Source organism: Streptomyces sp. NPDC032198 (assembly GCF_040636975.1).
Classification (GTDB): domain Bacteria; phylum Actinomycetota; class Actinomycetes; order Streptomycetales; family Streptomycetaceae; genus Streptomyces.
In genome coordinates, this window is sequence record NZ_JBEZVL010000016.1 from 156,496 (window position 1) to 177,093 (window position 20,598).

At 70.8% G+C, this 20,598-nt stretch carries 24 protein-coding genes; 12 read left to right on the forward strand and 12 right to left on the reverse strand.

Annotation, left to right across the window (positions count from 1 at the left end):
- Positions 1 to 53 precede the first annotated feature (53 nt).
- Positions 54 to 1,001 carry an EamA family transporter gene (locus AB0E78_RS35275; protein ID WP_361841622.1) on the forward strand — a complete coding sequence of 316 codons (948 nt, stop codon included), beginning with the start codon at positions 54 to 56 and terminating at the stop codon, positions 999 to 1,001.
- Positions 1,002 to 1,035: 34 nt separating this feature from the next.
- Here AB0E78_RS35275 and AB0E78_RS35280 read toward each other — a convergent pair whose 3' ends face one another.
- On the reverse strand, positions 1,036 to 1,431 hold the full coding sequence (locus tag AB0E78_RS35280; protein WP_361841625.1) for an SHOCT domain-containing protein: 396 nt from the start codon (positions 1,429 to 1,431) through the stop codon (positions 1,036 to 1,038).
- A gap of 108 nt (positions 1,432 to 1,539) precedes the next feature.
- Positions 1,540 to 2,091, reverse strand: coding sequence for a 2'-5' RNA ligase family protein (locus AB0E78_RS35285; protein WP_361841627.1), 552 nt, complete (start codon positions 2,089 to 2,091; stop codon positions 1,540 to 1,542).
- A gap of 117 nt (positions 2,092 to 2,208) precedes the next feature.
- Here AB0E78_RS35285 and AB0E78_RS35290 point away from each other — a divergent pair, with 117 nt between their 5' ends.
- Complete coding sequence (locus AB0E78_RS35290; RefSeq protein ID WP_361841630.1) at positions 2,209 to 2,613, forward strand: Rid family hydrolase; 405 nt, start codon at positions 2,209 to 2,211, stop codon at positions 2,611 to 2,613.
- A gap of 56 nt (positions 2,614 to 2,669) precedes the next feature.
- Positions 2,670 to 3,242, forward strand: coding sequence for a cysteine hydrolase (locus AB0E78_RS35295; protein WP_361841633.1), 573 nt, complete (start codon positions 2,670 to 2,672; stop codon positions 3,240 to 3,242).
- Between the two features lie 29 nt (positions 3,243 to 3,271).
- Here the strand turns inward: AB0E78_RS35295 and AB0E78_RS35300 are convergent, their stop codons facing one another.
- Complete coding sequence (locus AB0E78_RS35300; protein WP_361841636.1) at positions 3,272 to 3,592, reverse strand: cupin; 321 nt, start codon at positions 3,590 to 3,592, stop codon at positions 3,272 to 3,274.
- A gap of 135 nt (positions 3,593 to 3,727) precedes the next feature.
- Here AB0E78_RS35300 and AB0E78_RS35305 point away from each other — a divergent pair, with 135 nt between their 5' ends.
- From AB0E78_RS35305 to AB0E78_RS35315, 3 genes are all read left to right on the forward strand, one after another.
- Positions 3,728 to 4,822 (forward strand): endonuclease/exonuclease/phosphatase family protein, encoded by a 1,095-nt coding sequence (locus tag AB0E78_RS35305; RefSeq protein ID WP_361841639.1) that lies wholly within the window; start codon positions 3,728 to 3,730, stop codon positions 4,820 to 4,822.
- Between the two features lie 142 nt (positions 4,823 to 4,964).
- Entirely contained in the window at positions 4,965 to 5,435 is a 471-nt protein-coding gene (locus AB0E78_RS35310) for a hypothetical protein (RefSeq protein ID WP_361841641.1), read from the forward strand.
- Positions 5,436 to 5,611: 176 nt separating this feature from the next.
- Entirely contained in the window at positions 5,612 to 5,737 is a 126-nt protein-coding gene (locus AB0E78_RS35315) for a hypothetical protein (RefSeq protein WP_361841644.1), read from the forward strand.
- An 82-nt stretch (positions 5,738 to 5,819) separates the two neighbouring features.
- Here the strand turns inward: AB0E78_RS35315 and AB0E78_RS35320 are convergent, their stop codons facing one another.
- From AB0E78_RS35320 to AB0E78_RS35330, 3 genes are read right to left on the reverse strand one after another with little or no spacing between them, the layout of a single operon-like run.
- Complete coding sequence (locus AB0E78_RS35320) at positions 5,820 to 7,352, reverse strand: aldehyde dehydrogenase family protein (RefSeq protein WP_361841647.1); 1,533 nt, start codon at positions 7,350 to 7,352, stop codon at positions 5,820 to 5,822.
- Between the two features lie 35 nt (positions 7,353 to 7,387).
- A complete protein-coding gene (locus AB0E78_RS35325) occupies positions 7,388 to 8,788 on the reverse strand; it encodes a VOC family protein (protein WP_361841650.1) in 1,401 nt (466 codons plus the stop codon).
- A 20-nt stretch (positions 8,789 to 8,808) separates the two neighbouring features.
- Positions 8,809 to 10,017 carry an FAD-binding oxidoreductase gene (locus AB0E78_RS35330; RefSeq protein ID WP_361841653.1) on the reverse strand — a complete coding sequence of 403 codons (1,209 nt, stop codon included), beginning with the start codon at positions 10,015 to 10,017 and terminating at the stop codon, positions 8,809 to 8,811.
- Positions 10,018 to 10,234: 217 nt separating this feature from the next.
- Between AB0E78_RS35330 and AB0E78_RS35335 the strand changes: the two genes are divergently transcribed.
- Positions 10,235 to 11,149, forward strand: coding sequence for a LysR substrate-binding domain-containing protein (locus AB0E78_RS35335; protein ID WP_361841655.1), 915 nt, complete (start codon positions 10,235 to 10,237; stop codon positions 11,147 to 11,149).
- Positions 11,150 to 11,178: 29 nt separating this feature from the next.
- Here AB0E78_RS35335 and AB0E78_RS35340 read toward each other — a convergent pair whose 3' ends face one another.
- The gene (locus tag AB0E78_RS35340; protein ID WP_361841820.1) at positions 11,179 to 12,345 is read right to left on the reverse strand and encodes an alanine--tRNA ligase-related protein; all 1,167 of its coding nucleotides are present in this window, start codon (positions 12,343 to 12,345) and stop codon (positions 11,179 to 11,181) included.
- Between the two features lie 505 nt (positions 12,346 to 12,850).
- Between AB0E78_RS35340 and AB0E78_RS35345 the strand changes: the two genes are divergently transcribed.
- Positions 12,851 to 13,375, forward strand: a complete 525-nt coding sequence (locus AB0E78_RS35345; RefSeq protein ID WP_361841657.1) for a hypothetical protein — start codon at positions 12,851 to 12,853, stop codon at positions 13,373 to 13,375.
- A 15-nt stretch (positions 13,376 to 13,390) separates the two neighbouring features.
- On the opposite strand, the gene AB0E78_RS35350 is transcribed toward AB0E78_RS35345, so the two are convergent.
- The 3 genes from AB0E78_RS35350 to AB0E78_RS35360 all read right to left on the reverse strand — a co-directional run bounded on the left by AB0E78_RS35350 (position 13,391) and on the right by AB0E78_RS35360 (position 15,402).
- The gene (locus tag AB0E78_RS35350) at positions 13,391 to 14,206 is read right to left on the reverse strand and encodes a methyltransferase domain-containing protein (RefSeq protein ID WP_361841660.1); all 816 of its coding nucleotides are present in this window, start codon (positions 14,204 to 14,206) and stop codon (positions 13,391 to 13,393) included.
- A 59-nt stretch (positions 14,207 to 14,265) separates the two neighbouring features.
- The gene (locus AB0E78_RS35355) at positions 14,266 to 14,742 is read right to left on the reverse strand and encodes a DUF3592 domain-containing protein (protein WP_361841662.1); all 477 of its coding nucleotides are present in this window, start codon (positions 14,740 to 14,742) and stop codon (positions 14,266 to 14,268) included.
- 135 nt (positions 14,743 to 14,877) lie between these two features.
- Complete coding sequence (locus AB0E78_RS35360; protein WP_361841665.1) at positions 14,878 to 15,402, reverse strand: hypothetical protein; 525 nt, start codon at positions 15,400 to 15,402, stop codon at positions 14,878 to 14,880.
- A 131-nt stretch (positions 15,403 to 15,533) separates the two neighbouring features.
- Here AB0E78_RS35360 and AB0E78_RS35365 point away from each other — a divergent pair, with 131 nt between their 5' ends.
- The 4 genes from AB0E78_RS35365 to AB0E78_RS35380 all read left to right on the forward strand — a co-directional run bounded on the left by AB0E78_RS35365 (position 15,534) and on the right by AB0E78_RS35380 (position 18,287).
- Positions 15,534 to 16,115, forward strand: coding sequence for a sugar O-acetyltransferase (locus AB0E78_RS35365; protein WP_361841668.1), 582 nt, complete (start codon positions 15,534 to 15,536; stop codon positions 16,113 to 16,115).
- 12 nt (positions 16,116 to 16,127) lie between these two features.
- Positions 16,128 to 16,691, forward strand: coding sequence for a TetR family transcriptional regulator (locus tag AB0E78_RS35370; protein WP_361841670.1), 564 nt, complete (start codon positions 16,128 to 16,130; stop codon positions 16,689 to 16,691).
- Positions 16,692 to 16,803: 112 nt separating this feature from the next.
- Positions 16,804 to 17,688: a metalloregulator ArsR/SmtB family transcription factor gene (locus AB0E78_RS35375; protein WP_361841673.1), complete on the forward strand. Its 885-nt coding sequence runs from the start codon at positions 16,804 to 16,806 to the stop codon at positions 17,686 to 17,688.
- Positions 17,685 to 18,287 (forward strand): dihydrofolate reductase family protein, encoded by a 603-nt coding sequence (locus AB0E78_RS35380; RefSeq protein ID WP_361841676.1) that lies wholly within the window; start codon positions 17,685 to 17,687, stop codon positions 18,285 to 18,287. The genes AB0E78_RS35375 and AB0E78_RS35380 overlap by 4 nt, the downstream gene beginning before the upstream one ends.
- A gap of 67 nt (positions 18,288 to 18,354) precedes the next feature.
- On the opposite strand, the gene AB0E78_RS35385 is transcribed toward AB0E78_RS35380, so the two are convergent.
- Together AB0E78_RS35385 and AB0E78_RS35390 are read right to left on the reverse strand one after the other, a co-directional pair.
- Positions 18,355 to 19,218 (reverse strand): calcium-binding protein, encoded by an 864-nt coding sequence (locus tag AB0E78_RS35385; protein ID WP_361841678.1) that lies wholly within the window; start codon positions 19,216 to 19,218, stop codon positions 18,355 to 18,357.
- A 358-nt stretch (positions 19,219 to 19,576) separates the two neighbouring features.
- Positions 19,577 to 20,548, reverse strand: coding sequence for a lytic polysaccharide monooxygenase (locus AB0E78_RS35390; RefSeq protein ID WP_361841681.1), 972 nt, complete (start codon positions 20,546 to 20,548; stop codon positions 19,577 to 19,579).
- Positions 20,549 to 20,598: the final 50 nt, after the last annotated feature.

The following is a 20,598-nucleotide window of genomic DNA, read 5'->3' on the forward strand; positions in this document are numbered from 1 at the left end:
CGCGCCGGACTCGGCATTTCACGCGGCGCGGTGTGATTCCTAGCGTGGTGCGCATGACATCTCCCGCGCACCCCTCCGCAGGGCACGATTCCTCGCCGCAGGCCTCTTCCACGGACCTCTCGGCCGGGGTGACGGGCGCGCCCGTCCTCCTGCGCCACGGCGCCGGGCGAGGCACTCTCGCGGGCGTCGGCCTGGTGCTGGCCGGGACGGTGTCCGTCCAGTTCGGTTCCGCCTTCGCCGCGCTGCTGTTCCCCCGGGCCGGGGCGCTCGGCACGGTCGCGCTGCGGGTGACGTGCGCCGCGGTCCTGCTCCTCGCCGTCACCAGGCCCCGGCCGCGCGGGTACGCGCGCGCCGACTGGTCGGTGGTCGGCGGGTTCGGCCTGGCGCTCGGCGGCATGAACATCCTCTTCTACCAGGCGATCGACCGTATTCCGCTGGGCGCGGCGGTCACCCTGGAGGTGCTCGGCCCCCTGCTGCTCTCGGTCGCCACCTCACGCCGCGCCGCCAGCTTCCTGTGGGCCTCACTCGCGCTGGCCGGGGTCTACCTCCTCGGCAGCGGCGGCTTCGACCAGCTCAACGCCGCGGGCGTGGCCTTCGCCCTGAGCGCCGGGGCGATGTGGGCGGTGTACATCGTGCTCAACGCCCGTGCGGGTGCCCGGTTCCCGCGCCTGGACGGCCTGGCGATCGCGATGGCCGTGGCCGCACTGGTCAGCCTGCCGCTGGGCATCGGCGCCTCGGGCGCGGCGCTCCTGGAGCCCGGGACACTCGCGCTGGGCCTGGTGATCGCGGTCCTCAGCTCCGGATTGCCCTACACCCTCGAACTCCTCGCGCTGCGCCGACTGCCCGCGGCGACGTTCGCGGTGCTGACGAGCCTGGCACCGGCCGTGGCGGCGATGGCGGGCTATCTGATCCTCGACCAGGGCCTGTCACTGCCGCAGTGCGCCGCGATCGCACTGGTGGTCGCGGCGAGCGTGGGAGCACTCCGCACAGGCAGGCGCTGAGCTCCGGAGGCAGCGATGGGCGGTGGTGGACCGCTCAGGCCAGCACCTTCTCCTTGGCCTTCTCGTACTCCTCCGTGGTGATGTCACCACTCTTCTTCAGCTCGGCGAGTTTCGCCAGTTCGTCGACGTGGTTGCCGCCCGGTCCCGAACCGGCCGCCTTCTGTACGTAGGCGCGGAACGCCTGCTCCTGTTCCTTGACCTGAGCCACGTCCCGCTCGCCCATGCTGCGGCCGCGGGCGATCAGGTAGACGAAGACCCCGAGGAACGGGAGGACCAGCACGAAGATGAGCCAGCCCGCCTTCCACCAGCCATTGAGGGTGTGGTCACGGAAGAGGTCGGTGATCACCTTGAACAGCAGGAAGAACCACATGATCCACAGGAAGAGGTACAACATCGTCAGGAACAGATTCAGCAGCGGATAGTCGTCCACGGCGATTGCCCCTTTCACGGAGTCCGCGCGGTCGCGGAATCAAGTCCGGTACGTCAGGCATATCCCTGCAGGGTGCCTCCCGCCAGTCGGGCCGCAAGCCATTCGCGGCTAGGGCCCGAGGCGGTACGCGACGCGGTCCTGCCAGCGTGAGCCGTCCCAGGCGATGAGGTGTACCGCGCTCACACGGCAGCTCAGCGGCAACAGGGGCTCCAGCTCAGCCTGCAACGCGTCGTACGCGGCGTCCTGGGTCGCGGGTCCCTCACTGTTCTCGACGGTCAGATGCGGGGCGAGCGGCGGGTCGAATATCCCCCGGTAGGGCACGGCCTCCGGCCAGCGCCCGGTGAGGTCCTTGGTCAGCGCCGTGACCGGGGCGTGCGGCCACGGGTCGAGATAGAGCACGCCCGGATAGCGGGCGAACTCGGCGAAGGTCAGAGTGAAGGCGTCGTGCCCGGCCAAGAGCGCGCCCAGTTCGCGATGGGCCGCGGCGTCGAGGCGGCTCTCGTGCACGAAGGGGTAGAGCACCGTCACATGGGCCGGGAACCCCGCCCGGACCAGCGGGTCGGCTTCGGGCACCTTGATGGTGAGCACGGTGTCACCCGGCACATCAGGCCACCCGCCCTCCGACGGCTCGGGCTCGGCACACGCTGCATCGGCATTCATCACGCGCCATGATCGCACCGGGCGCGGACTGCCTCGCGAGGACCACCCCGCCCCTCCTCGCTAGGACCGCCTCCGTCCCCGCGGAATGGGTGGGCCCCCGCGGGAGTTCGAGCAGACATGACGAACGATCAGCGCACGATCACCAACCCGGCCACCCTCCACGACCCGACACTGTTCGGCTACAGCCACACCGCCTCGGCACCCGGTCAACTCGTCTTCATCGGCGGCCAGTACGCCTCGGATCCCACCGGTTCCCCTGTGCCGGGCGACTTCGCCGCCCAGGTGGATCTGGCCTTCGACAGGCTCCTGTCGGCCCTGGAGGGGGTCGGCCTCGGATACGAGCACGTGGTGCGCCTCGGCACCTTCATCGTCGACCACGACCTGGACAAGCTGGAGACCCTGGGCAAGGCCCTGCACGCCCGCTTCGGAGACCGGCTCCCCGCGCAGACGCTGAGCGGTGTGGCCTCTCTCGCGCTGCCGGGGATGCTGTTCGAGGTGGACGCGGTGGCGGTGCGGCCTTAGCGGTTCCCCAAGGGAAGAGATGCCAGGAGACGGCAAGTGAAGAAGGGACCACACGCGTGGCGAACAGTGACAGTGCCCTCCTCGTGATGGATGTCCAGCGCGAGATCGTGGACCTCGCCGATGACGGCTCGGGGTACCTGCCCCGCCTGCGCCGGGCGATCGACGGTGCCCGCGCGGCGGACATCCCCGTGATCTACGCGGCCATCTCGTTACGGCCGGGCTATCCGGACGTCAGCGCCCGCAACAAGGCGCTCGCCGCCGTAGCGCGGGCGGGCCTGCACGTGGAGGGCGAGCCCGGCACCGACATCCACCCGGACATCGCGCCCCAGCCGGGCGACACCGTCATCACCAAGCGGCGCGGGAGCGCGTTCTCGGGCAGCGACCTGGACCTGGTGCTCAGAGCACGTGACATCAACAACCTCGTTCTCACCGGCATCGCCACCAGCGGCGTGGTCCTGCACACCGCGTGCCACGCGAACGACACGGACCTCGGCCTCACCGTCCTGTCGGACGCCTGCCTGGACCTGGACCCCGAGGTGCACGAGTTCCTGATCGGGAAGCTGCTCCCGCAGTGGGCGGAAGTCGTCGCCGTCGAGGAGTGGCTCAAGGCCATCGCGAAGCAGACGTAGAGGCAGACGCCTGCGCACACTCCGACGGTTCAGACTTCGGTGACGGCCGTCAGCACGACGGCCGAGTCGGCCAGTGCGGTCAGGCCGTGGCGCTCGTGCGGGATGGGCGCGAACTCGCCCTCGCCCAGTTCGAGCGTGTCGCTGCCCGTCGTGAGACCGACCCGGCCGCGCAGGACGAACAGGGTCGCGGCCGTGGGCGTGTCGTGCTCGCCCAGCTCCGTTCCGGTGGTGAGCACGATGAGGCTCTGCCGCAGCGGACCGTCGTGCAGGAGCAGCTCCGCGCTGCGCCCGTGCGCGGCGGTGCGGGCCTTCTCGAGGTGCTCTGTGACGAGGGCGTAGAGGTCGGCCACGGCAGGTCCCTTCGGCGGAGAGCGGACGCATGGGTGCGGGCACGCGCCCCCAGTCTTCCCGCTGCCCGGGTGAGCCGCATCCGCCCGTCGGAACCTGATCACCCGATGGCGGCGTCCTACCAGCCACTACCAGCCATGTCGCGCTCACATCCGGGGGAGCGGGCGAGCCGCGGAAGCCGGGGGCGCGGAGTGGAGCGGGCGGACAGCGGCACGGTGCCGGGAACGCGGACGGCGCGCCTGCGGCGATGGCTCGGGCGCCGCGCCCGGCTGCGGTGGGGGGGGGAGGAGGCGACAGGCCGGTCGCCCTGGGCGCGGGGGCGGATCCTCGCGGCGCTCGCCGTCCTGACCTCCGCCCTGCTGGCGTTCCACTCCACCGTGCCCAACACCGTCGGCCGCTTCGGCAGCCTCCTCGAGACGTTTCTGCCCTGGCTCGGCCTGGCCGTGCCCCTGCTGCTCGTCCTGGCGCTGCTGCGCCGATCGGCCACGGCGCTGGCGGCCCTGCTGCTGCCCGCCGCCGTCTGGGGGAGCCTCTTCGGCGGCCGGGTGGCTGCCGGGGACGGCGGCGCCCACGACGTCACGGCCGTCCAGCACAACGTCAGCGACGTGAACGCCGATCCCGCGGGCACCGCCCGCACCCTGAGGGACGCCGGGCCGGACCTCATCGCCCTGGAGGAGCTGACGCCGGCCGCGCTGCCGGTGTACGAGAGGGGACTGGCGCCGGAGTATCCCCACCGGGCCGTGCGGGGCACGGTCGGGCTCTGGTCGAAGCATCCGCTGACGGAGGCCGGGGCGGTGGACATCAGGCCGGAGGGGGTCGGGGACGGCTGGAACCGCGGGGTGCGGGCGACGGCACGTACGCCGTGGGGCGATGTCGCGGTGTACGTGGCCCATCTGCCCTCGGTACGCGTCCAGTTCCACGGTTTCAGTTCCGGACGGCGGGACGAGAGCGCCGGGTTGCTGGGCGCGGCCCTGGCTGCCGAGAAGCTGGAGAAGGTGATTCTCCTCGGCGACTTCAACGGCACGGTGGACGACCGCGGTCTTGACCCGGTGACCACACGGGTGGACTCGGTGGGACGCGACCACTTCGCCTTCAGCTGGCCGGCCGCCTTCCCCGTCTCCAGGATCGACCACGTCATGACCCGCTCGGCGACCGTCACCCACGTCCGCACGCTGCCCGCCACCGGCAGCGACCACCTGCCCGTCGCCGCCGGCATCACGCTCGACCCCTGATCAGGAGTTCTGCCGCCGCCAGTCGGCCTGGTCGGTGTTGAGCCGGTCGGCCAGGTCGTCCTTGGCGCTCGTCTCCGACAGAACTCGCGCTGCCCCATGCGTCACCATGAGGGCTTCGACCGCCGGTGGAGGGGATGTTGGGATGGGGTACGACCTGCAAGCAGTGATCGGTGGCGAGGAGGTGCTGCGGGCCGGGGCACGGGAGCTGCCCGCCGCCAGGCTGGTCCCGATCGGGCAAGGGCTGGCGCTGATGCCGATGACGGACGAGCTCTTCGACTCCGTCGCGGACGGTGGCGACGACCGAGCCATGGACTTCTGGCGGCTGCCGGCAGGGTTCGCGAAAACCCTCGCCGACTGGTCAACTGCCGGTCCGTTGGCCTACGTAGAGGCCGAGTACTTCGGCGGCGTGGGCGAGCAGACGGCCGTCGTCTGGGATGGCGGCGCCACCGCGCTGGGCCCGCTCCACGAACCGGAGGGCCGGCCCACCCTGCCCGAGGGGGGCCCGATCTCCCAGGCCTTGCGGCGGCTGGGCGCGGTGGCGGGCGCCCGGGAGGACGAGTTCACGGCGGTGGGGCTTGACCGGCATCGCAGTGTCGAGGATTGGGTCGCCTGAGTGGCTGAAGCCCGTCGCGCGCGAAGTCGGTTCGTCGCCACGGCTCACCGCTCCCTTCCGAACTCCCTGCGCACATCGGTATGTTGAAGCCGTCTCTTTCTCGCGCTGGGGGAGGACGCCCGGGCGGGGCCGCCATTCGGCGGTCGCACGGGCGCCCGTAACCGAGAGGAGGAGACATGACAGAGCGCACGTCGTCCAAAGGGACAGAGGCGGGGCGGGATCTGGCGACACGCATCACGGCGGCCCTGGTGGGCCGGGCCCTTTGGGCGGTGATCGTGGAACTGTTCCGGCGCGACCTCTGAGGGTCCGCATGGTCCTGGGCAGCGTTCAGCGCCCCTTGGCTGTCCCCATGCCAAGGGGCGCCGCGTCTCGTTGGCCTTACGCCTAGAGGAAGCTGACGTTCTGGGCGAGGGCGAGGCGGCCGGAGTAGTTGATGGTGTTGGTGGCCGGGCGCATGTACGCGCGCCAGGCATCCGAGCCGGACTCGCGACCCCCGCCCGTCTCCTTCTCGCCGCCGAACGCGCCCCCGATCTCGGCGCCGGACGTCCCGATGTTGACGTTGGCGATGCCGCAGTCGGAGCCCTCGGAGGACAGGAAGAACTCGGCCTCCTGCTGGTCGCGGGTGAAGATGCTGGAGGACAGCCCCTGCGGGACTCCATTGTGCAGCGCGATGGCCTCCTCCAGGGTGTCGTACGTGAGCACGTACAGGATGGGGGCGAAGGTTTCCTGGCGTACGACGTCGGTCTGTTCGTCGACACGGACCACGACCGGCTCGGCGTAGGCGGCCCGCGGCGCCGCGTCAGCCAGGCGCCTGTTGCCCCCGGCGAGGATCTTGCCGCCCTGCGCCTGCACGCGGCTGAGCGAGTCCTGCATGCCGTCGAGGGCGGCAGGGGTGATGAGCGGGCCGACGAGGGTGTTCTCGTCGAACGGGTCACCGATGGGGAGCTTGGTGTACGCGGCCGTCAGGCGCGCGACGAGAGGGTCGGCGATGTCGCGGTGGACGATGAGGCGGCGCAGCGTGGTGCACCGCTGGCCCGCCGTGCCCGCCGCGGCGAAGACGATGCCCTGCACCGCGAGGTCGAGGTCGGCCGACGGCGCCACGACCGCGGCGTTGTTGCCGCCGAGTTCGAGCAGGCTGCGTCCGAACCGGGCCGCCACCCGGGGGCCGACCTCGCGGCCCATGCGGGTGGATCCCGTGGCGCTGACGAGCGCGACGCGCGGGTCTTCGACAAGCCGCTCGCCCACCGCGCGGTCGCCGAGCAGCAGACGGTGTACGTCGCGGGGCGCTCCGACCTCCTCCGCGGCCCGGGCCAGCAGCCGGTCGCAGGCCAGCGAGATCAGCGGGGTGAGCTCGGACGGCTTCCAGACCACGGTGTCTCCGCAGGCCAGAGCCACCGCGGTGTTCCACGACCAGACCGCGGCCGGGAAGTTGAACGCGGAGATCACTCCGACCACGCCCAGTGGATGCCAGGTCTCGGCGAGACGGTGGCCGGGGCGCTCGGAGGCGATGGTGCGGCCGTAGAGCTGACGCGAGAGGCCGACCGCGAAGTCACAGATGTCGATCATCTCCTGGACCTCGCCCAGCGCCTCGGAGCGGATCTTGCCCGCCTCGATGGTGATCAGGTCGGCCAGGTCGCTCTTGTGGTCGCGCAGCAACTCGCCCAGGCGGCGCACGAGTTCACCCCGGCGCGGGGCTGGTGTGGTGCGCCAGACGAGGAACGCCGCGCGGGCGGCGGCGACGGCGTACTCGGCATCGGCCGCGGTCGACGCGGTCAGGCCGAAGAGGTCCTCGCCCGTGATGGGCGTACGCGCCTGGAAGTCGGCGCCCTCCGGGAGGGTCACGCCGATGCGCCGCAGGCTCGCGCGGGCACGGGTGCGCAGGTCGTCGGTGGTGGGCAGGGCGGTGGTGCCGGTCATGGCGCTCCCTGGGTGAGGTGTGCGGGCGGGGAGGGTCAGTGCTGCGGGGGGTGGGTGATGTCGAGGCCCAGCTCGCGGCCGACCCGGGTGATCGAGAGGCTCTGCTGGTGTGCGTACAGGGCGAACGGGTCGAGGACCTCGCGGTCGATGGCACCGGAGAGCCAGTCGCTGTCGTACGCGGCGCCCACCTGCCCGGTGTCCCGGGAGCCCGCGCCGCTGAGGTTGGACTGGAAGATGCCTGCGGCGGAGCGCGGCAGGAAGTCCTCGTAGACGACGGGTTCTGCCACCACCCACCCCCGGGCCTCCAACTCGCCGATGGTGGTCGGAGGTTGGGTGCCGTTGCGTGGGCGCTCGGGTGCGGCACGGTAGGTGAAGTAGGCCAGTTCCTGTGCGGCGAGCTCACGCTCGGTGGCGGGGACATGCGCGGCCCACAGGGCGCGGGCCACTTCGGTACGGTCGGCCGCGGGGCGCCGGACGGCCTCGTCGTCGACCAGGGTGAGCAGGCGGTCGTAGAGCGCGCGGCCCGCCGGGGTGAGGGCGATCCCGCGGGCCTCGACCTCGCCGAACCGGACCCGCAGGGCGCCGCGCGTCACGCTGCCGTCGGCCAGGCGCAGAGCGCGCGGTTCGGCCAGGGCGCGGAAGGACGTCTGGCGAAGGAGCAGGTCGGGGCCCTTCCAGCCGGGCGGGCCCTGGATGGTGTCGATCATCTCGATGCCGCGGTCGGTCATCCGCCGGTACAGCTCGTCGATGTCCAGGACACGCGGGGTGAGGTGGTTGATGTGGGTGGAGCGGACGCCACCGATGTCCGCGGCGACCGCCGACACCGTCTCCAGTTCCTGGTACCAGGCCCGGTCGATCGGTTCGGCGGACAACTCGAAGGCCCGGACGGCGAGATGCAGAAAACGCTCGGCCTGGTCATCGGGCAACCCGCGCTCCGCCTCGGACCGCTCGGCCAGGGCGAGCAGCTCCGGCGGGAACAGCTCGCGCCCGGCCAGGAACGTCTCCAGACGCGAGCGCAGATCGGCGTCGAAGAAGCGTGGGTCCGCGGGCGTGAGCAGCGAGGTGAAGACGCGGAAGGGATTGTGCGCCAACTCGTCGGCGTCCACCGGGCGGAATGCCGTCGACACGACAGGTACCGCGCTCGCGGCTGCCTCCCGCAGGTCGTAGAAGCCGACGGGACGCATGCCGAGTGCGCCGAAGATCAGGGCGACCTGGCGCAGTTCGGCGGGAGTGCCCACACGGATGGCGCCGTGCCGCTCCGCGGTGACCCGGCCGATGGAGCCGAGCCGTTCGGCGTCGGCGCCCTGGGCGCGCAAGGTGTCCTCGTTCACCTCCCGTGACACGTCCACGAGGGTGTTGTAGGCCGGGACTTCCCGTCCGTACATCTCCGAGAGCCGCGCGGCGAAGGCGGCCCGCAGCCGCCACTGGCTGATCATGAGAGGTCTGCCTTTCGGAGTCATACGACGTGGGCCTCGGGCCGGGGCGTGGCCCCGGCCCGGAAACGGTCGGCGCTCATCGGTGCGATGTCGACGCACGGCTCACGTTCCAGGAGGAGATCGCGCACGATCTCGCCGACCGCAGGGGCCTGGAGGAAGCCGTGCCCCGAGAACCCGGTGGCGTAAAGGAAGTTGGACAGTGTGCCGTCGCGTCCGATGAGGGCGTTGTGGTCGGGCGTCACCTCGTACAGGCCCGCCCATCCGCCGGTGAGCGGCATGGCGGCGATGGCGGGGGCGCGATGGCGTACGACGTCCTGGAACAGGCCGAGCCATTCCGGGGTCCAGGTGGTGTCGAAACCGTCGGCCTGCCGGGGGTCCGCGAGGCCGAGGAGCAGCCCGTCGTCGCTGTTGTGGAAGTACGCCGACGACGTGAAGTCGATGGTGAAGGGGATGCGCGGAGCCGTGGGCGAAAGCCTTTCGGTGAAGGCGAGTTGGCGGCGCACGGGTCGGACGGGAAGGTCGACGCCGACCATGGCGCCGATCTGCCCGGACCAGGCGCCCGCCGCGCAGATCACGGTGGAGCAGGCGACGGTGCCGCGGTCGGTGTGCACGGCGCTGACGCGGTCACCGGTGATGTCCATGCCGGTGACGCGGGTGTGCGTGGAGAAGCGGACTCCGGCCCCGGCCGCCGCGTCGGCGTAGCCGTGTACGACGAGGCCGGGGCGGGCGTGTCCGTCGGTGGGGGAGTGGACGGCGGCCACGAGGCCGTCGGTGCTCAGATACGGGCAGAGCCGCCGTGCCTCTTCGGCGTCGATCATGCGGCTCGGCACGCCCAGACTGTTCTGCAGCCGCACGCTCTCGGTGAACGCCGCGGCCTGTCGCTCGTCGGTGAGCAGGAAGAGATAGCCCACCGTGTCCAGGCGGATGTCGGCACCGGGCCGTCGCGGGAAGTCCTGGAAGGCGCGCAGGCTCCGGCGGCCGAGCTCGATGTTGAGCGGATCGGAGAAATGGGCACGCACGCCGCCGATCGGTTTGCCGGAGCTGCCGCAGGCGAGCTCGCCGCGTTCGACGACGACGATGTCACGCACCCCCGCCTCGGCGAGGTGGAAGGCGATCGAGGCGCCCATCACGCCCCCGCCGACGATCACGACATCGGCGGTCGAAGGGAGAGTGCCGACGGAGGCGCCGGACGGGCGAGGTGAGGAGACCGGTTGCGGTGAGGAGGACACAAGAGGCCGATCCTTTCCGGAGGCCGCAACCCGGACCGACGGGCCTGAAGAGGCGTCAGTTCACGGGCAGGGCATGGCCGTCAGTAACTTGCTCGGGAAGCTCAGTAACTTGCGGGCGCTGATCAGCCGGCTGCCCGCCATCGTGACGCACCCCGACCGTTGACGTCCATGAACGGTTTCTGCTCCTGATCTTTGACGCTCTCTATACGGTCACCTCATGGACTGGACGAGTTCCCAACTGCGGTCCCTGGTCGAGCTGACCCGGCGCGGCACCATCACCGCCGTCGCGCAGGCCCTCGGCTACACCCCCGGTGGCGTCTCCCAGCAGATCGCCGCCCTGGAGAAGGCAGCGGGCACCCCGCTGCTGCGCCGGGCGGGCCGCCGGGTGGAGCTGACCGACGCCGGGACCACGCTGGCCCGGCACGCCGAGCGGATCCTGGCGACGGAGGCCGAAGCCGTCGAGGAACTGGAGCGCGGTCGCGGCACGGTCTCCGGCGCCCTGCTGGTCGGCCTGTTCGCCACGGCCGCCGCCGAGATCCTGCCGCCGGCCCTGCGCCAGGTGCACGAGGCCCACCCCGAGCTTGCCGTGCACAGCCGTGACATGGACGTGGACGAGGTGTACGACGCCGTCGCCTCGGGAGGCGTCGACCTGGCGCTCGGCCTCGACTACCCGGACGTGCCCATCCCGCGCGACGCCGCCCTGCGCGTGACCCGGCTCTACCGCGAGCGCTTCGCCCTCGCGGTGCCCACCGGCTGGCTGGAGGGCCGCGACCGTGCCGCCCTGGCCGACACCCGGGACCTCGCGTGGATCCTTCCCTCGGCCGACAGCTACTACGGGCGCGCCGTACGCACCGCGTGCCGCCGCGCGGGACTCGAACCGGACGTGCGGCACGAAGTCACCGACACCGCGGCCACGCTTGCACTGGTGGAGGCGGGCATCGGCGTGAGCACGGTGACCGAGCTGATGCTCGGGCTGCGCGCCTCGCGCTTCGACGTGATGCGGTTGCGCGAGCGGATCGAGCGGCACGTCGTCGTGGTGTGCCGCGCCTCCGCCGAACGCCGCCCGGCGGTCGCGGCGTTGGTCGACGTACTGCGGACGGTGGCCGACCAGCGCCGCGACGCGCACGCGTAGGACACCCCGCACGTGGGTTGCCCTCTGCGTCACCCCTGCCGCAAGGCCACGACCAGATCCCGCGGCAGACCGTGCGTGTCATGGAGGTAGTGGAAGTCCTCCTCGTCGAGCGGGCCATGGAACCGGGGCCTGGCGAGCACCTGCCGCCCCCGCTCCAGGAGCCCCCGGAACCGCCGCTCCTCGTCGAGCAGCACGCGGCGCACGTCCTGCGGGTCCACGTCCTGCCGGAAGTGATCCAGGGTGTGCTGAACCAACTCACCCGGAAGATCGACCAGTTGTCGCGAAGGGGCGTCGCGCCACAGCACGGTGAGCACCCGTCGTACGAGTCGGCGCAGCACATAACCGCGGTCGGTGTTGGACGGGCGTACCCCGTCGCCGATCACCACCACGGCCGAGCGGAGGTGGTCGCTCACCAGCCGCAGTGACGGCTCGTCCACCTGCCACAGGCCCGGCACGAGGCGACGCCAGGGTTCGAAGAGGTCGCACCCGTACACCGATTTCTGCCCCTGCAGCAGGGCGGCAAGCCGCTCCAGGCCGAGCCCGGTGTCGATGTTGCGCTGGGGGAGCGGCACGAGCGACCCGTCGTCGAGCCTGCGGTGGCGCATCATCACGTGGTTCCACACCTCGACCCAGCGGTCGTCGCCCGTCGGCGTGGACTCGGGCGGGGTGTCGCCGGTCCACAGGAAGATCTCCGAGTCGGGTCCGCACGGCCCCGTGGAGCCGTTGGACCACCAGTTGTCCTCGACGGTGAACTCCACCGGCACCCCACGCTCCTGCCACGACTCCAGGGAAGCGGTGTCGGGCCCGACCTGGCCGTCACCGCCGAAGACGGTGGCGTGCAGCATCCGCGGGTCGATGCCGAACCCCTCGGTGAGCAGGTCGTATCCCCAGTCGAGGCTCTGCTGCCCCTCGTAGTCGCCGAGCGACCACGTGCCGAGCATCTCGAAGACGGTGAGGTGGGTGGGGTCGCCGTCCTCCTCCAGGTCGGTGGTGCGCAGACACCGCTGTACGTTGACGAGCCGTCGGCCCAGCGGATGCGGCTGGCCCTCCAGGTGAGGGGTGAGCGGGTGCATGCCCGAGCTGGTGAACAGCACGGGGTCGCCGGGCGGGGGCAGCAGCGTCGAGCCGGTGACGCGGCGGTGGCCGCGGTCCTCGAAGTACTCGACGAAGGTGCGGACGACGTCCTTGGTGGTCATCTTCACGGTGTTCATGGGTGGCTCCTTCGCATGCGCAGCGGGGAGGCACCGGACAACGGGTCCGCACACCGGAACCGGGCGGGGAGAGCCACAGAAGAACCACCGGCGGACCGTGTCCGGTCGCCGGTGGGAGAGAGAAGTACGTCAGACGGCGGCAACCGGCGAGCTGGGCGCTCGCGGTGGTGTGCGGGCCGGTGACGTTCATGCGTCCGACGATAACGGGCGCAGATCATGGGCGCACACGAATTTGTCCTGGCCCGGGCGGCGGGGAGATTCCTCGCGCCGACTCCAGGCCGACTCCAGATCTCCTTCCATCGCACGGCACCCCAGCGCCGGGCAGGGCGCGAAGTGGACGAGGCGGGACCGCCGTACGCGGTGACCTTCTTCCTGGCCTCGGGGAGGCTCCCGGCCGGCCTCGGATAATTCGCAGGCCACGCCTCCACCGTCCGTCCTATCGTGTACCGCTGCCGTCCACGCCGGGACGGCCGACGGGAGAGGCGGCGGAGTGCCGGACGCGTACGAGGTCATGCTGGATGCCGAGCTGAGCAAGGCGTTCGACGTGTGGTCCGGCTATCTGGACGCGCGGACAGGGGAGGATCCCCGGGCCCGGGACCGCCTCCGCACCCTGTTGGAGTCGGCTCGCGAGGCAGCGGCCGACGGCGATGCCGCCATCGCACGCACCTTGGTCGCGGACATGTACGACGACGCCAGGGAAGCCGCCCTTCCCTGGGCTCCTTCGCCGCCTCGCCCCTGCGAGGCGGACCGGCAGACGCGCGACTACGCCAAGGACACGTTGAAGCAGGTGCTCCCCGTGAGCCTGCAGGACCGTCTCGACTCCGTCGAGATCCCCCTGAGCGTCACGGGAAGGCGACTCCAGGCCGCCCCCGGTCTCGACGCGGCCACCCGCCAGGACATCCTCTACATCACCGCCCGCGCCGCGATGGCCCTCGACCTCGCCCAGCCCGCCGCCGCGCGACGCGAACTCGAACGCCTCAAGGTGATCGCACGGCGCTGGGGCGTGGAACCCTGACGCACGAGGCTCCCCTCAGGGGCGCCGCCCCCACGCGGAGATCATCGGCGAGGTCGTGAGATCGAGGCGGCCCGAAGCGACGCTCGCGAGATGCCGGTCGATCTCCTCGTCGGTCGCGAGCCCCGCCGCGACCAGCCTGTCACGCACCTGACGGACCGTCGCCGCCTCCAGGACATCGCAGGCCGCGGACGTGACCGGGAAATAGGCGTCCGCCGAGACATCGGTCAGTCCCGCCTCCCTCAGCAGCCGGGGGAGCTTGCGGCCGTACGCCAGGTCGGCGCCGCGAGCCGACAGGAGCGAACGGAAGCCCGCCCGCAGCCTGTTGGCCAGCGCCTGCTCGGGCCCGTACTCGTCCAGGCAGATCAGCGGCTGTGATGCCGGGTCGGCGTCCTCGATGAGCAGCCAGCCGCCCGGCCGGAGCGCGCCGACCATGGCGTGCAGCGCCCGCTCCCTGTCGGCCACATGCACCAGCACCAACCGGGCATGGACGAAGTCGAAGCCGCTCACCGGCGGTTCGTCCCGGCCGACGTCGTGCCGCAGGACCTCGATGACACCTCCCGCCGCCCGGGAGGCCCAGGAGGTGTCGATGTCGGTCGCAAGGACCCGGCCGGTCGGCCCGACCCGGTCGGCCAGCCATGTCACCACCGAGGGACCGCCGGCCCCGACCTCCCAGCACTGCCACCCCGAGGTGATCCCAAGACCCTCGATGTGCCGGAAGGTGGTGGGGTCGAAGAGCTCGCTGAGCGCGTCGAAACGGATGCCTGCCTCGGACCGCGCATTGTCGAGGAGGTAGCTGCTGTCGCCGGGGGAGCCGGAGGCGGGATGGTTCATCAGGGAATTGTCCCCCTCATGGCCACCCCTTCCCGCACCCGCTTTCGTCGCGGCCGCGCCTAGGTACGCCTGCGCCTTCGCCCCGCGACGGCAATGGCCGTCCCGACCCCCACGATCACGAGGCCGATCCCGCCGAAGATCAGCGGCAGCAGCCAGAGCGAGACGAACCCGTCGATCCGTGCGTCCCCGGGGGAGTCGGCGCGGTACAGCACGTCGACCCGCTCACCCTGGTCGTACGCCGGTGGATTGGAACCCATCGAGCCCTCGAACGACCTCGGCTTCCCGTCCGCCGAGGTGAACTCGACCACCGGGTACGCCACCGGCCCGTCGCTGCCCCGCGACTTGCTGGACGAACCGCTGTGGTCGATGCGCCACTCCAGCGACACCACCGTGCCCTTGGCGCGCTCCGCATCCGTCAGGAACGAGATCGACACCCCCGCCAGGATCAACCCGATGACCGTGAACAGCGTCCCGAACGCGATCAGCCCGAATGTGACCCACCGGCGGGCACCCCACCCACGCACCTGCACCTGCACGACGTTCCTCTCGCTTGCCCAAAGGAGAGGGACGCTATCCCAGGGATCTTGGCCGCCGTACCCCGCCCCAGGGCTGCCATCGCCCTGCACACAGGCCGCACACAAGCTGCGCACAGGCCCGGGGCCGCGCCTTCGTCACTGGCTCTGCAAGGAGGAACGCATGGAACGGAAGCGGTCGATGGAGCGGCGGCGCATCCAGAGAATCCAGCAGCAGAACGCGATCACGCCGACCGCGAAGACCAGCGGAAGGGTCCACGAGCCGTTGGCCACCCCGAAGACGAGCGCGGCGACAGCGGCCAGGCACATCGTGCCCAACCAGTAGGGCAGCACCCGCCGCCCCCGTTCGATCTGCCCCAACTGATCGGCGACGAGTCGCCTCATGGAGGCCCGCTCCGCAGGCTCCTTCGGCACTTCGCGGTGCCGGATCTTGCGATGGAGCTCCGTCACCCCACGTGTGTCGGTGCCTGCGGCCCGGCTGGCCTTGCGGCGCTGCAGGGCCACGACCACCACGGCGATGGTGGCGTAGAGAGCGCCCTGGATCACCCACACCAACGGGTGCTCGTCCGGGCGGAACAGCGCGGTGACACCCACGCCCAGCGCGAAGATCAGGACCGCTTGTGCGGTCAGACTGCGGTCGAGCCAGCGCTTGAAGGCGCGCATGGAACGTACCTCCTCGGAATGAATCGACAGACACCGCTACCGCCTCCGAGTACCCCGCCGAGGCCGGACTATGGCTGCCCTCGGCGCTACGGGCGTACGTCCGTACGCTCCAGGAGCGTACGATCGTACGCATGCCGACGGACTACTTCGCTGACGACCCGCGCACCAATTTGGAACGCATGCTCGCGGGTGACCTCTACATCGCCGACGACCCGGAGATCGCTCGCAGGCAGCGGCGCGCCATGCAGCTCGCCGCCCGCTATCAGGACGTCTTCCTCAAGGATTCCGGCGAGTCGCGGTCGGTCCTCGCCGAACTGCTCGGCTCGGTGGGTGAGGGCGTCGAGGTGCGACCGCCGCTGTACGTCGACTTCGGCAGCAACATCACCATCGGGGCCCGCACCTTCGTGAACTACCACCTCACCGCGCTGGACGTCGCCCGGATCACCATCGGCGAGGACTGCCAGATCGGCCCCAACGTCCAACTCCTCACCCCCACCCACCCCGTGGAGCCCCAGCCCCGGCGCGACAAGCTGGAGGCGGCGCTCCCCATCACCATCGGTGACAACGTCTGGCTCGGCGGCGGTGTCATCGTCTGCCCCGGCGTGACGATCGGCGACAACAGCGTCATCGGTGCCGGTGCGGTGGTCACGAAGGACGTACCCGCCGACGTGGTCGCCGTCGGGAATCCCGCCCGGCCGATCCGCGGCCTCTAGGGGGCCGTCGCCATGGCCACCGGACACACGGACCCCCAGCGGCGCGAACGCATCCTCGCAGCCACCCTCGATCACATCGCCGACGAAGGCGTCGCCGGAGTTTCCCACCGCAAGATCGCCGCACGCGCCGCCGTGCCGCTCGGCTCGATGACGTACCACTTCTCCGGCATCGACGACCTGCTCCGTGAAGCGTTCACCCTGTTCGCCGACCACATCGTCGGCGTCTTCCAGCGGCACCTGGACCACGCCGACGGTCCGGAACAGGCGCGCGAGGTGGTCACCGACCTCATCCACACACTCTCCGAAGGCCCCCGGCGCGACCTGATCCTCACCCAGGAGCTCTACACCCTCGCCGCTCGGCGCCCGGAGTACCGGAAGCTGACCCAGGCGTGGATGCGCCACAGCCGGGACCTGCTGGAACGGCACTTCGACCCGGACACCGCCCGCCAGCTCGACGCCCTCATCGAGGGGCTGACCCTGCACCGGGCCCTGGACGGCGCACCGCACGGCCGCGAGCTGACGCGGCAGGCGGTCGACCGCATCACCATCACCTCCACCCCGTATTCCACCCCGTAGAGGCGGGCATCGAGCGGCCTCTGGGCGCGCGGACCTGACGCCGCGCGTCCAGAGGCATGGATTCGCACATATTCCTTGACGAGAATATTCGTCATGGAGAATACTCGTCTCCATGGACGCACTTCTCTCCGCGCTGGCCGACCCGGCCCGCTGGCGGCTCGTGAGCCTGCTGGCCGAGCGACCCCGTTCCGTGGGTGTCCTCGCCCAGCTCGCCGAGGCGCGCCAGCCGCAGACGACCAAGCACCTGCAGGTCCTCGAGCGCGCCGGCGTCGTCACCTCCGAACGCACGGGCCAGCGCCGCATCTACGCACTTCGGTCCGCCGGACTGCGTGACCTGGCGGCTGCGCTCAACCGCCTGGCCGACACCGCCGACCAGGAGGGCGGACCGCGTGCGACCTACGAGCGCTACGGGGCCGGCCTCCACGCGGAGCGGCTCGCCGCGCGGGAGCAGGGGTGGGCCGACGGCCGCACGTTCAGGTTCCGCCGGTCACTGGCGGGTCACCCCGACCTGGTCTGGAGCCACCTGACCGAGGCCGACCTGCTCGCCCGTTGGTGGACGCCCGACGACCTCCGCGTCTGCGAGCTCGTCTTCGACGCACGACCGGGCGGACGGATCGTCCAGGAGTACCGCGACGCCGAGGACGCCGACGGCTCCGACCTGGTCGCCGGGCGCGCGGAGGGAGTCGTCGACGACGCACGCCCCGGCGAGCACCTCGCCTACCGGCTCTCCCCCCTGCTTCCCGACGGTGGCCTGGCCTTCACGGCCCACGTCGACCTCGGCCTGACGCCCACCGGCACCGGCACGGACCTCGACGTCCACTGGCGGATCACCGACAGCACGGTCGACTCCGCCGACTTCGTCGCAGGCATCGAGATCGGCTTCGGCCAGAGCCTCGACAAGCTCGAGGCGGCACTCGCCGGGGACTCGCACGACAGCCGCACCGCAGAAGGCACCCACACACGCAACGACGGCATCGACTCAAGGAGCACGAAGTGACTGAGCAGACCGCAAGCCGCCGCGTCGTCACGAACATGAGCCTCTCCCTCGACGGCCACTACGCCGAGCCGGACAACCCGGTGGACATGAGCTGGGTGCTGCCGTACGCCGTCACGGACGTCGCCCGTGACCATCTGACCAGCCTCTGGGAGCCGGCGACGACGGCCCTGCTGGGCCGGGTCAACGCCGAGGGGTTCCTCGGTTTCTGGCCCACCGTCATCGGAATGGAAGGAGCCGACCCGCGCGACGAGGCGTTCGCGAAATGGCTCGTCGAAACCGACAAGGCGGTCCTCTCCTCCACCCTCGGAGAGGCCCCGTGGGAGCGGACGACGATCATCGACAAGCCGACCGCCGAGGCGGTCGCGGACCTCAAGTCGACCGGAGGCGGCGACATCCTCGTGCTCTCCAGCGCGAGCGTCATCAAGGCGCTGCTGGCGGCCGACATGGTCGACCGGCTGGCGCTGACGGTCTTTCCGCTGTTCCTCGGCGGCGGGCCGCGCCTCTTCGACGACGGTCTGCCCGCGGGGAAGTGGGAGCTCGCCGCCCAGACCGCGGGCGAGCACGGCACGTTGTCCCTCGTCTACGACCGGGTCCGCTGAACTGCCTCCCGCACCCGGGGCACCGCGCGGCCGGCCGACCGCGCGGTGCCCCGGATGGTGGGAGATGTCAGTCCTGGTGGACGACGTTCGTACCGGGACCGCCCGAGAGGGTGTCCTGGCCCGCGCCGCCGTACAGCTTGTCGTCGCCGCTGTTTCCGTAGATCGTGTCGTTGCCGCTGTCGCCGTACAGGGTGTCGTTGCCCTTGCCGCCGTAGATGAAGTCGTCGCCGGCCCCGCCGCGGATCGTGTCGTTGCCGTCGCCGCCGGACAGGTTCTGACGCTCCGCGCCGCCCTGGATCACGTCGTTGCCCGCGCCGCCGTCGACCGCGCTGTCCGCGCCGTTCGCGTAGATCGTGTCGTTGTTGTTGCCGCCCTGGGTGATGCTGCCGGCCGCGGCGTGGATGGTGTCGTTGCCGTCGCCGCCGAATGCCGCCCCGGACTCGCCCACGGTCAGGTTGTCGTCCCCCGCTCCTCCGAGGACGGAGTTGCCGTCGACGCTGCCGGTGTGGGTCGAGGTGTCCTTGCCGAGCCCCAGGTCCGCCCGGGCGAAGTAGTACGCCTGGTCGGTGGTGTTGTCATAGGCGAGGGTGTCGTCGCCGTCACCGAGGGCCAACTGCACAGTGGGGTACGGGTCCTGGGACTCAAGGGTGTCGACCGTGCAGGAGACCTTGGTGCGGTCCGCGCTGTCGGGGTAGGAGCAGCCGTCGCCCGCGCCGATCGGAACGGCGTCATCGATCACGTACGTGATCTTCTCGGAGCCGTCGGATATCGACGCCTTGACGGTGACCTTGTTGGTCTGGCCGGGGGCGGCCGTGTAGACGATGGCGTGATCGGTCGCGCTGAACGCGGCGGTCGCCTCCGGCGCCGCGGCACCGGCGGTGCCCGTCAGGAGGAGCGGAGCGGCCAGCCCCGTACCGAGAACCAGCGTCACCGCTGACGCGGAACGGAAAACTCGGCGGCGGATGAGGTGAGAGGGCATTACATAACCTCCGTGAGGCATACGTGGTCCTTGCAATTACGTGTGACTGCCGGGGTTTGAGGTTGGTTGCAATGCGATCCGCGAGGGGCGCGTGCGCCGATTCTTGACGTGAGCGGCTCAAATGTGCGCTGGCCAGGAGTGTTTGGCCCCTCATTCGGGGCGCGCCCATTCGCCTTAAGGCGTGGTTGGGCTGAAATTCATGATGATGCGTCTTCTCGCCCAAGGTTCCCCAGCGGGAATACCTGGGCGAGAAGGCATCACTCCGGACCGGCATCGGTCGTGTGGCTTCCGAATTCGGGATGAAGTCGGCTCACCGCTCGGTGTTCGGCCTGCGGTGGCGCAGGTGCAGGACGGTGCCGCCGGCGAGGATCACTGCACCGGCCCCGGCGAGAGTGCTGACCAGGCCGACCCCGGGGGAGTCCGCGGGTGATGCGGAGGCGGTGTTCTCCGTGTTCGGGGTGACGGCGTCGGCCGAGGGGCGGGTCCCCGTCGACGACGCGTGGCTGTCGTGCGCGGTGTGGCCTCGGTGGCCTCCGCTGCCCTCGTTGCCTTCGTGGCCCTTGAGTTGTGCGCCACTGGTCAGTCCGGTGACCTCGCCGTTGCCACCATCGAAGACCACGTCCGAGCAGGAGAAGAAGTTCTCCTGGCTGTCGGATCGGATCCACTGGACGAACAGGATGTGCTTGCCGGTCCGTTCAGGCAGTGTCAGGTCCCAGTAGTAATGGCCGGCCGCACTGCCCGGTCCGCCCTCCTGGGGCGGGTCCTGGACTGTCTGTACGTTCTCGAGGTCCGACCAGCCCAGCGGCTGTTCCGGATCGAAGCCGTCCTTGGTGACGTACACCTTGAACTTGCCCGGATGATGCGCCCAGTTGCTGTAGTTCATCTCGATGGTGGCGCCGCCGGTGAGGTGGGTGACGGGCCAGTCGGTGCGGGCGGCGTTGTACGGGGAGAAGTCGTAGGGGCTGCGGTCGCCCGCACTGCACAGCGTGCCGTCCTCGACGTAACCCTCGCCGCGGCCGCCCGCGTTGGAGTCGAGCACCGCGAACCAGTTGTACAGCGGCGTGGTGCCCGCCTCCTGAACTGCCGCCTTGCAGGCGGGGTTGGTCGGCATCTGGGTGGAGGAGTTGGCGAGCAGATCCTTGTAGCACAGGTAGGTGCGGGAGCCGGGGACCATGGCCACGCCGTGGGCGGCGGCCGTGCCGGGGACGGCCAGCACGGCCGCGGCGGCGATGCCGGTGGCGCCGAGGAGCGAGGCGAGGCGCCGGGAGCGGGGAATGTTCATGGGAACGTCTCCTTCGGGGAGTTTCCGATGAGCGGTTCCCTCTGTGGTCG